Raw genomic sequence first — 10,319 nt, 5'->3', positions numbered from 1 at the left:
TTTTTGGCTATTACTCATTTAAAATATTTTTAATTGTTAACCATATCGCTTCTGAAGCTTTTTTAGGTGTTTTACCAGCAACCCGTTCAAACCATTTTAAACCTTCGGCTACATTTGTTAATTCACCATCAATCACCTGTTTTACCAAATCTTCTAAGTCTTTTTTGTCTGTGCAAAATATAGCAGCTTGTTTACTCGGCATACTTCTAAAATGGACATAGTTGTAATTTTGTCCAATATCACGAATGCCCTTTTTTAATTGCGGTTGCTCATAGTTATAATAGATGCAAGGCTTATGGTGTAACACAAAATCAAATACGGTTGAGGAACATACATTCGTGACAAAAGCGCTATGTTCACATACATTGTACAACATTTTAAAGTCTTCTTTGGCTGGCGACACCTCGTTCCAAATACTACCTACCTGTTTCCAGATGGGATCCAAAACTTCAATAATATCTTTATTAGCTGCTATAACGGCGTTGTATCTTTGGGTGAAATCAACCGGACATTTTCTGTAAATGATACCTAAGTTATATCCTTTACTGTTCAAACTTCTAACCGCGTTTGCCAAATCTTCTAAATAATATTGGTCCAGTGGCGATGTAGTTTCATCATCACCCGAATAACAGATGTATTTTCTATTCACATCTAAACCATATTGTGCAAAAAAAGACTCTCTAGGTTCTAATAACGTTGTATCAAAATGGGGTTCAAATTGCGGTGTTCCGGTAACAAAAACCTGTGATTCTTTTACAAATGGATAGTATTGTAAAACTTCAGCTTTCATTAGATTGCTCCATACGCAATAATAATCGGTTTCTACCACTTGCATGGCTTTGGGGACGTTATCCCAAGAATATACAAAAGCTACCGTTGGAATTCCTAAATCCTTGGCTGCCAATAAAGCACTGATAGATTGTGATGCGCGCTGGGTGGTACAAAATACCAAATCTGGTTTATGCTCCAAAAGTTGTGCTTTGCAGTAGTTGTATTTTGAAGTAGAACGTTCTAACTCATTTATTTTCTTTCGAATGCGTTCAATCCCCTTTTCAGAATTATTTAAACCAATTAACAGCTTTATATATAAAGTTTTAAGTGTATTCTTCAACCCATTATAATTAAACGGGAATTTGTAGGTTGGATACACATTATCATTAAACTTTTTTTGAGACACATTCAGTTCTACATGCTTTCTGGCTCTTAAATATAGTGGCGTTAATGGGTGTGTTTTATGATTTTCAATCTTAACTTCATTAAAACCCAAGTTGTCTTTTAATGAAAAAACAGTATTGTTCCAGTAATGGATATCAAAACCCATATTTTCACCAATTTGTTTAAAATCAGTAAATGCAAAATTTCTTAAACCAACACCATCCGGAAAAAAAACGAATATTTTTTTTTTCATTATCAATCGTTAATTATCCTTTTTGATTTTTAAGTTTATCGCGCTGCACTTGCTCAATAGGCAAAATATCTTTTGATTTAAAATTAAGCGCTTTATATACAGCATTTAAGTCTCTTGACAGTTTTCTAAGTCCCATAGGCTCTAACGATGCGGCGTGGTCGGTGCCTTTCCAAGTTCTATCAATGGTATAATGGCGTTCAATAATATTTGCCCCCAAAGTATAGGCTGCCACATCTACCGCTATTCCCAAATGGTGGCCAGAAAACCCAATGTGTTTTACATCGTCTTTATACTTTTCAATCAGTACATTGATGTCTAGAAGACAGACATCTTCAAATGGAACGGGATACCCCGACGTACAATTGTAAAGCACTAAATCCTTATTTCTATTAAATTTTTTAAAAAACTGAACCAAGTCTTCAATTTCATTTTTAGTGGTCATACCCGTTGAAATATGAAGTTCTCCTTGATAATTTTCGCATAGCCACTCCAACATCTTCGTGTTATTGTTACATGCTGATGGTATTTTAATAAATTCCGGGTTTAAAGATGCTATTTCTTTTGCAGAAGTAACATCCCAAACTGATGTTGAGTATGTTATACCAATTGCTTCACAATATGCTTTCAGTTCTTGATGCTGCTCCACATCAAACTCTAAATACTCGCGATGCTCCCCATATGTTTTACCATACGAATTAGCAGGATTTGGATGCGGTTGGTTATACTGCTCTTCAGTCAACAATTCTTTATTATTCCGTTTTTGAAATTTAACCGCATTGGCATTACAAAATATTTTAGCCACTTTTATAAGCTCTTTCGCAATGTCCATATCCCCTTTGTGATTACATCCTATTTCGGCAATCACATAGGGTTCCTTATAGTTACTCATAGCGTTTGTTATACTTTAAAATTAATTCACATACTTCTCTTATCGCTCCTGCGCCCGAAGGGTTTTTTAATACAATATCAGCATGTTGCTGTACAATGGCCATCGCATTTGCTGGTGCAAAAGACCAAGCTGAAGCACAGATGTTAGCCAAATCGTTAACATCATCCCCAACATAAGCCACGGCTTGAAAGTCGGAATTCCTTGCCTCCAAAACGTTTTTTAAAAATAAATATTTGTCTTTCACTCCTAAAAAAGTATCCTGTATTTGTAGTTTCTTCATGCGTTGGGCAACAAGTTCAGAATTTTCAGAAGTGAGTACCATGACCTCAACGCCATGTTGTCTTAAAATTTCCAATCCCATACCATCACGCATATCAAATCTTTTTGCCATTTCACCATCGGCATTGTAATAAATGCCCCCATCAGTGAATACGCCGTCGACATCTAAAACTAAATAGGTGATTTTTTGATTGCTTTTATGTCTTTTTAACCTATCAGCCAAAAGAGTTTCCACAATAACCCAATCGGTAGCACTATCAATCTCAGTTAAGGATTCCTCGGGCATTTCAACCAAGCCTATACGGCCACTTATCCTGTTTTTTGATTCTAAAAAAGTCTCTTTAGTGGTACCGTACACAGCGCCATTTTCAATCAGCAAGCCTTCAAAATCCTGCCTTCTAGGTCGTTTAAAAATATCATAGTTTTGTGCGGTGCCATTATCGTTCCATGTAAAACGATGGGTTCTTACCACGCTCAAAGCAGAATCACATGTTTTGGATATAATTTTTGCTAACACCTCATTGATATCAATTGCGAGAGTAAAAGCAGATGTTGCTTGTAGCAAACATAAAATTGAAAAATCGTAGTCTATTTTTTCGGCAAACTCTTGCATAACACTTTCGGTCGTAGCGGTATCACTGGCATGTTCCTCATCTCGCAATAAAGCTACAATCTTAGGGGTCCAACGGTACTCTTTTTTAATATAATCGATTATTTCTAAATCGTTGGTAAAAACATATACGACGTCCAAGTCTGAAAAAACAGCCTCCGTAAGCACCCATGAGAATAAAGGTCGACCTAACATTTTTTTTTTATTTTTTCCAGAAATACCTTTGGAATCTCTACGAAGTGGTATCAACCCTAATTTTTTCATTGGTTAGTGTTTAATAAAAATCAAATATATAGATTTCATTAGTGTTTAAAAAGTAATTCCATAATTAGAATAACCTATTTAAAATTTGTTAGTATTTAGGATTTGGCAATAAACTGCTTTTTTTTAAAATAACGTCGTCCACAGGCTTTCTATACTTTACCAATTGTGGTAAAAAAATCAGCATCCTAAATAAGGCTATAAAATAGATTTTAAAATAGTCCCAATCGCTACATCCATATTTTTTAAAATTATGCCAAAATAATTTTGCTAGCTTTACAAATGGAAATCGATGATATATGATATAATAAAACGCTGTGTTTTTTAATTGTTTTCCAAATCTAAAATAATTCCTACCCTGTTGCAATCGTTGTACTTTATCAATTCTATGATTGACCGTAATCCTATTTGTGTAAAGAATATCAAACCCTTTTGACAATACTTCAATGGACAAACAGGATTCCTCTCCGTAAATATCTACCCAAACCGGAAAGCCGTTGGTAGCTTCATAAACATCTTTACGTATAGCAAATCCACAGCCTACAAATTCACGGCATACATATTCCTCAATCAACTCTGGTTTAAGTTTTAAAGCCGCTTCATCCGAATTAAAAACTCCTTTAATTTCTTCAAATGCTAATACACCAACATTGGGAAACTCATTAAAAAGTTGTTGGGATAATGCTACAAAGTTTGCATTTAAAGGATGGGCATCATCATCAAACCCAATGAATATAGTGCCTCTGGCTTTAGCATAGAGTATATGTCTCGCTCTTGAGGCTCCAATGGTTCTATTTGATTCATACCATGCTACCCATTTAAAGCTTTCTTTTAAAGCTAAGGAGCCGTCGGTGCAACCATCCAAAAAAACCAGAACCTCCTGACTTGACAAATCAACTAATCCTTTAAGCGTTAACAAGGTTTTTTCAAGTTCTTCCTTTCTGTCTTTTGAAACAATTAAAATGGATGCCTGCATGAATTATTATCGTATTAAACTTTTTACTAATCTCATTTTATTCATAAATGTTATGTTATTTATAATAAAAAACCAAACCATTGGATGTAATCTGCTCACGCCCGAACGTTTCCAATAACTTAAAACATGTCTAGCTAGCCTATAACTAAACTGTTTTTGGTCTATTTTTGATAGCTCTGACTTGCTTTGATGGAAAACACCATTAAAAGCGTTTATCAATTTTTCAACTTTACAAACAAAAACAGGATAGTCAACTTTGTTTTCTGAATAATACAACGCATGTATGTCGGTTTCTGAAAATGAAAACCCAAAATCAGCCCAATAAGAAGCAATAATTTTTGAACGGTATTCAAAATGTATATTCTGTTTTTCGGGTGAGCGATGGTTACTATATTGCAAAATGCGGTACTTCATAAGAAAATCTGGTAAATTGGCCATCTTTCCAATTTTAGACATCCGAGTCCATAGGTCCCAATCCTGACAATTTATTTTTGATTCATCATATCGTAAATCGTGCTCCAATATGTTTTTGCTTCTAAAAATAACGGATGAATGACCAAACGTAGCTCCAAAAAGCAAGTTATAATTAATATATGCCGAAGCTGTTGGGTAAGTCCAACCGTCTTTAGGATGCAGAGACAAATCTTTTAACCAATACCCTTGCGTACCACACATAACAATATCAGGATGCGTATTTAAAAAATGAAGTTGTTTTTCAAATCGTCCTGGAAAGCACCAATCGTCCGCATCCATTCTCGCTAAGTATTCATATTGTGGAAGCAAAAACGCCAATCCCCTATTTAGTGTTTTTGTAAGCCCTATATTCTGGTCGTTTTTTATATAAAAAATCCGAGGGTCTTCATAAGAATGAATAATCTTATAGGAGTCATCTATCGAACAGTCATCATAGATATAAAGATCAAAATCTTTAAACGTTTGGTTTAATACAGATCCAATACTTTCCCTTAAATAAGGAGCCGCATTGTAGGTAGGTAATAAAACCGCCAATTTTCTCATAGTTTCATTATCATGTTTTAATCTTTTACTGCCTTAAGCACCTTATCCAGCATTATTTTAAAATTGGCATCACTAAAATAATCCCCAAATGGATAAACAGGTGCGTTCGACTCTAATCTGTCCTGTATCAACTCTTCAAGTTTCTGTTTAATTTCCTTTGGATTATTATAACTGGCAATATATTTTTCTTCTTTAATGATAGTTCGCAAATCACTTCTAATTGGAGAAATTGTTAATACGGGCTTATTATAGGCAGCCAAAAATGGTGCTTTACCCAATAAAACACTACAATAGAGCGGTCCATTTTCCAACATAATATTAATATCTGCCAAATTAATTTGCTCAAAAGCTGCATTTGAAAAATCCATAGAACCCAAAACAATAATATTATCATTATTCGAATACCTATCTTTTAAAAAATCTATATCACTCCTTTTCTTCAACCTCAAAATAAATTCGGTGTGCTCCCTGTATAGCTCGTTTGAACACACTAATTCTTGATAAACATCCAAAAGCTCGCAAATGTTTCTTCCAAATTGAATGGCTCCATGATAACAAATGGTAATTTTTTTGTTCTTTTTAAATGTGTGTTTATGATTGGATAAATCGAATACCGATGAATCATAATGATGTGGCAATGCAAAAAATTGGGTTCGTGACCCATATAAATACTGCATGTCTTGTGCCAAGTTTGCCGTTGCCAATCCAAATTTAGCCTGAGATACCACTTTTTGCATTTCCTTCATCCTAAAAAGTTCCAAATTAGTCAATTCATTTTGGCTACCTGAACACCAAAATATAGGATAAGGTTCGTGAAAAGTTACAATCGCCTTTTTTAAAATAGGCAAATCTTTGGCTCCCAAAAGGGTTTCATGCTCTAAACCCGCACTCCTAATAAAGATATGGTCATAGGGCTCAAAGTCTATTTTAGCAATATACTTACCATACACATTTTGCCTATAACGCTGGTATAGAGACACATGAAACAATCTCCAATAAATCTTATTATACCATGTAATTAGCCATGGCACTTTTAAATCTAGTACATGCGTTTCAATAGTATCTGCAGGTAACAAATGAAGTTGGTCATCACTTTCACTTTGTTTTAAATACACCACATCAATAATTGCATCAGGATAAGCAATCCTTAGTTTTGCAATAAAGGATCGGGAAATAATTCCTTGACTTGTACCTGATACTTTTAAGTCTTGTTCTATTATTAGAAATTTCATTAAACGAAAGATTGGCTTAATTTAAAAGCCGTTTTTTAATTTTATAAAAAAACAATCGTAATGGTAATTGTCTATAAAACAATTTCCATTTCAATTTTTCAAATGCTTCCAACTCCAAGGTATCTAAAATCCGTTCAAACAATGCATATTCTTTGTGTTTTAATGATATTTGTATAAAATAACGTACCATTTCATCCGACACCAAATCTTTTTCTTTTAGGTTTGCAACCACTAACTGGATGGCATCTGCATATGATGCTCTTCTAATGGGGTCATGATTGTAAAATTCCCCGGTATTGGAATCCGGATGCTTTCTACCGTAAAACAAACATTTTTCAATGGAAATACCTTTATATCCTATAGAAATCAGTCTTGTATACAATTCCCATTCTTCAGCATACATTAAGTATTCCTGAAATCTGTTATTTTGAAAACACTCTTTTCTCCACATAGCTGAACAAGAATTAATTTGAAGCTCATTTTTTAAAATTCTTTCTAAATCTTTAACGTCAAGATAAAAAAACGAATAGTCTTTTGAATACTCAAAATGATAATCAAATTGGCCTTTAAACACCTTACTAACATACCTACAAAAGGACATGTTTGGGTCTTTAGACAATTCCTTGACACATAACTCTAAATTTTGGGGATGCACAATATCATCGTCATCAAAAAAAATAACAAAGTCGCCATTGGCAATGTCTAAACCAAAATTCCTACTTCCTGGCAATCCTTTTTGGTAATTTGATGGTCTACTAACATACTTAAACCGTTTGTCTTTAGCGACAATGGGGGCTAAAACGTCCGCTGTATTATCGGTGCTGCCATCATCAACAACAAGACATTCCCAATCTTTAAAGGTTTGGTTTTGTATGGATTGTATGGATTCCAAAATATATTGTGATCTATTAAAGGTCGCCATAATGATGGATACTATTGGATTCATTTATTGTAATAATGATTTAACATATCTAAAAGGCCTCAAAATAGCGTTTCCTAATTTGAATTCCACTTTTTTCACTTTATTATTTTTACTTATCTCTTCCGCTTCAATTTTATACAACAAAAAATTGACAAACAATTCAAAATTGGATACATATAAGTCTTTGTGCTTAAAATAGATATATTGCAATAAAGAATACTTGATTTTATTTGCTCTAGTCGATGTGGAATGTTCCTTAACTCTGTAATTAAAAAGAGCTTCTTGTATTATGTAAGCTTTGCCTCCTCCTTTTACCAAACGTATGTAAAATTCCCAATCTTCAAAGCCTTGCCTCATGGCCTCATCATAACCACCTACTGCTTCCCAATCTAATTTCTTAAACAGGGCACTACCCGTAGCACAGTTAAATTTTAAAAAGTTTTTTATAGTGCCGCCACAAGGTTTAAAAAGTTCTTTTTCTCCATTGGGCAATAAACGTGTAACGTTTGACGTAACAATTTTAACAGCACCATCTTGCTCAAAATGCAACATGGCCTTTTCGCAAAAAGTGGGTTCAAAATAATCGTCAGAGTCCAGCACCAATATGTAGTCGCCTTTAGCTTGTTTAATGCCTACATTTCTAGCGGTGCTTTGTCCTTGGTTGTTTTGGGTAATTAGCTTCGTTATTTTAGGCTCAATCGCTTTTAAAACGTTTTTGGTTGTTTGGTTTGAACCATCATCAATAATAATAACTTCAATATGAGGATAAGTTTGTTGTAATGCCGATGCTACCGATTGTTCAATAAAATCAGCATCATTGTAACAAGCTATTACAACAGATATTAATGGCTTATTGTGTACTTTAACTTCTTGCATATTTCATAACATGATAACCTTTATTAAAATATCTGGCCATAAACAAGGCCATTACAAAAACACAGCCTTTAAAAACCGAAAAATAATGGCAAATTAATGTAAAAGCAGGTTTTGTATAGGGCACGTGTTGTTTTAACAAAGCATTTTTATAAGCGTTCTGCATATACCCCGACAAAAACCATTTTATTAATTCCGTATCCTTATAAACCACTAAATCCTTAGCGGTTTGGTATTTTATAGTAGCAATTTTGGATACATATGCTTTGGAATGTTCATCATTGATTTTTGTAAGCGACGCATTGTGAATTCGTCTATGGGTTAAAACATCTAGTAATAACCGTCCCTTAAATGGCTGCTGTAGCAATGTAACAAAAAAATTGTACTCGTCGCCATCAGTTATGATGTGCTCGTTAAACCTTATGTTTTCAACAATGCTCCGAGTCCCCAAAAAATCATCGGTTATCCAACCCATAGCATGCTGAGCAAAATTTTTAGAAGAAACTACAGCTGTATTTCTATCAAAGTCATAAGGCTTGTCTAATAACTCACCTGTTTCATGGCTAAAATTAATAGTGTCCGTTACTACAAAATCCAATCCCTCATCCACTAAGGTCTTATAGGCAATGTCAAGATGCTTGGGCAACATGATATCATCGCTATCAAACCATTTAATATATAGACCTAAACTTTGCAAAAACCCGTAATTTCTACAAGCATTAGCACCTTTTTTTACGATTTCAGGGCGCTTGTAGATTTTAAATCGTTTATCTTTTTTCTGGTACTGTTCCATCACAGAAAAACTGTCATCGGTGCTTAAATCATCTACCAAAATACATTCCCAATCGGTATATGTTTGCAACAAAATACTATCTAACGTATAGGGCAATAAAGTCCCCCTATTAAAGACAGGTATAATAATGGATATTTTAGGTTGGCTACTGGTCATGGTTTTTTAAATGGATGAACATCCGTCTTGTAAATTTAACACATTGCACCACATCTAGTTGTTTTAAAAAAGATAAAAATACCAAAGTCCAAAAAGAAAAGGTTGCCTTCCCATGTTTATAAACCAATTGTTCATAGTATAACGTAAGGTGTTTTTGCTGAGGCTTTGTAAATTTTAAAACATGCTTTGATATGATGAATTTAAAAAACTGCAATCTAATCTGTGCTTTTTCCTCAAGTTTGAAATCATGTCTGGAAATGTTCTCGGTACTCAGCCTAAAACTTACGGTAGCATCATTTATGGTATAGATATTCCCAAATTCGGAAAATTCTAACCAAGCCCTATCGTCGGTAAACCACCCCAATGGGTAATTGTAAAACCCAATGCTATCGTAGGCTTTTTTATGGAATATGTATTCTGATAACGAACTACGGGTTTTATTGGTAAAGCGTCTATAAAAAAAAGCGGTTGCCTTTTCTAACTTGGGATGTGTATATAATTTGGTTGTGGATACATTCAAATCGTTAATTACAACGGTTGCATATCGCACCACTTGGCATTTTGCTTCTTCAATATCATGGAGGTGCTTATAAAATGCTGCAACACCATTGGTTCCCAAAACATCATCATCGCCCAAAACCATAAACCATGATTCATCTTTGGCTAAATCAATACAGCGTTCCCATTGTTTTACCAATTGCTCGCCTCCTAAATTCTCATCAAATCGGTGATATTCAAAATCAAATTGGCCTTTATAGTCCTCCAATAACGATTGAGGCGATTCTACACTCGCATCGTCGCCAATATACACCTTAAACCGTTTGTCCGTTTGGTTCGCCAACGATTGCAGCGTGTCTTTAAAAAAAGTACGTTTATAAAAAGGAATAATAATGGCCAACATAG

General features: G+C 34.3%; 10 protein-coding genes. All 10 read right to left on the bottom strand.

The genetic code is table 11. The features are described from left to right. Positions 1 to 10: 10 nt before the first annotated feature. A complete protein-coding gene (locus ACGK9U_RS13735; RefSeq protein ID WP_394466957.1) occupies positions 11 to 1,408 on the bottom strand; it encodes a UDP-glycosyltransferase in 1,398 nt (465 codons plus the stop codon). A gap of 13 nt (positions 1,409 to 1,421) precedes the next feature. After that, a complete protein-coding gene (locus ACGK9U_RS13730) occupies positions 1,422 to 2,297 on the bottom strand; it encodes an N-acetylneuraminate synthase family protein (protein WP_394466956.1) in 876 nt (291 codons plus the stop codon). Next, positions 2,290 to 3,450, bottom strand: a complete 1,161-nt coding sequence (locus tag ACGK9U_RS13725) for a cytidylyltransferase domain-containing protein (protein ID WP_394466955.1) — start codon at positions 3,448 to 3,450, stop codon at positions 2,290 to 2,292. Before ACGK9U_RS13725 ends, ACGK9U_RS13730 begins: the two co-directional genes overlap by 8 nt. An 88-nt stretch (positions 3,451 to 3,538) precedes the next feature. Next, entirely contained in the window at positions 3,539 to 4,423 is an 885-nt protein-coding gene (locus ACGK9U_RS13720) for a glycosyltransferase family 2 protein (RefSeq protein ID WP_394466954.1), read from the bottom strand. Between the two features lie 6 nt (positions 4,424 to 4,429). Next, entirely contained in the window at positions 4,430 to 5,440 is a 1,011-nt protein-coding gene (locus ACGK9U_RS13715) for a glycosyltransferase family 2 protein (RefSeq protein WP_394466953.1), read from the bottom strand. Positions 5,441 to 5,457: 17 nt separating this feature from the next. Next, on the bottom strand, positions 5,458 to 6,672 hold the full coding sequence (locus ACGK9U_RS13710) for a hypothetical protein (protein WP_394466952.1): 1,215 nt from the start codon (positions 6,670 to 6,672) through the stop codon (positions 5,458 to 5,460). A gap of 16 nt (positions 6,673 to 6,688) precedes the next feature. After that, positions 6,689 to 7,618 carry a glycosyltransferase family 2 protein gene (locus ACGK9U_RS13705; protein WP_394466951.1) on the bottom strand — a complete coding sequence of 310 codons (930 nt, stop codon included), beginning with the start codon at positions 7,616 to 7,618 and terminating at the stop codon, positions 6,689 to 6,691. After that, positions 7,619 to 8,470 carry a glycosyltransferase family 2 protein gene (locus ACGK9U_RS13700; RefSeq protein ID WP_394466950.1) on the bottom strand — a complete coding sequence of 284 codons (852 nt, stop codon included), beginning with the start codon at positions 8,468 to 8,470 and terminating at the stop codon, positions 7,619 to 7,621. Further along, the gene (locus ACGK9U_RS13695) at positions 8,457 to 9,416 is read right to left on the bottom strand and encodes a glycosyltransferase family 2 protein (protein ID WP_394466949.1); all 960 of its coding nucleotides are present in this window, start codon (positions 9,414 to 9,416) and stop codon (positions 8,457 to 8,459) included. Before ACGK9U_RS13695 ends, ACGK9U_RS13700 begins: the two co-directional genes overlap by 14 nt. Beyond that, entirely contained in the window at positions 9,406 to 10,317 is a 912-nt protein-coding gene (locus tag ACGK9U_RS13690) for a glycosyltransferase family 2 protein (protein WP_394466948.1), read from the bottom strand. Before ACGK9U_RS13690 ends, ACGK9U_RS13695 begins: the two co-directional genes overlap by 11 nt. Positions 10,318 to 10,319: the final 2 nt, after the last annotated feature.

Source organism: Mariniflexile sp. HNIBRBA6329 (genome assembly GCF_043558645.1).
Taxonomy (GTDB): Bacteria; Bacteroidota; Bacteroidia; order Flavobacteriales; family Flavobacteriaceae; genus Mariniflexile.
Note: the sequence above shows the minus strand (reverse complement) of the source record. Positions and strands in the feature narration are given on the sequence as shown.

Coding starts and splice junctions, on each gene's coding strand:
- ACGK9U_RS13735 (WP_394466957.1), bottom strand. CDS start 1,408: ATGAAAAAAAAAATATTCGTTTTTTTTCCGGATGGTGTTGGTTTAAGA.
- ACGK9U_RS13730 (WP_394466956.1), bottom strand. CDS start 2,297: ATGAGTAACTATAAGGAACCCTATGTGATTGCCGAAATAGGATGTAAT.
- ACGK9U_RS13725 (WP_394466955.1), bottom strand. CDS start 3,450: ATGAAAAAATTAGGGTTGATACCACTTCGTAGAGATTCCAAAGGTATT.
- ACGK9U_RS13720 (WP_394466954.1), bottom strand. CDS start 4,423: ATGCAGGCATCCATTTTAATTGTTTCAAAAGACAGAAAGGAAGAACTT.
- ACGK9U_RS13715 (WP_394466953.1), bottom strand. CDS start 5,440: ATGAGAAAATTGGCGGTTTTATTACCTACCTACAATGCGGCTCCTTAT.
- ACGK9U_RS13710 (WP_394466952.1), bottom strand. CDS start 6,672: ATGAAATTTCTAATAATAGAACAAGACTTAAAAGTATCAGGTACAAGT.
- ACGK9U_RS13705 (WP_394466951.1), bottom strand. CDS start 7,618: ATGAATCCAATAGTATCCATCATTATGGCGACCTTTAATAGATCACAA.
- ACGK9U_RS13700 (WP_394466950.1), bottom strand. CDS start 8,470: ATGCAAGAAGTTAAAGTACACAATAAGCCATTAATATCTGTTGTAATA.
- ACGK9U_RS13695 (WP_394466949.1), bottom strand. CDS start 9,416: ATGACCAGTAGCCAACCTAAAATATCCATTATTATACCTGTCTTTAAT.
- ACGK9U_RS13690 (WP_394466948.1), bottom strand. CDS start 10,317: ATGTTGGCCATTATTATTCCTTTTTATAAACGTACTTTTTTTAAAGAC.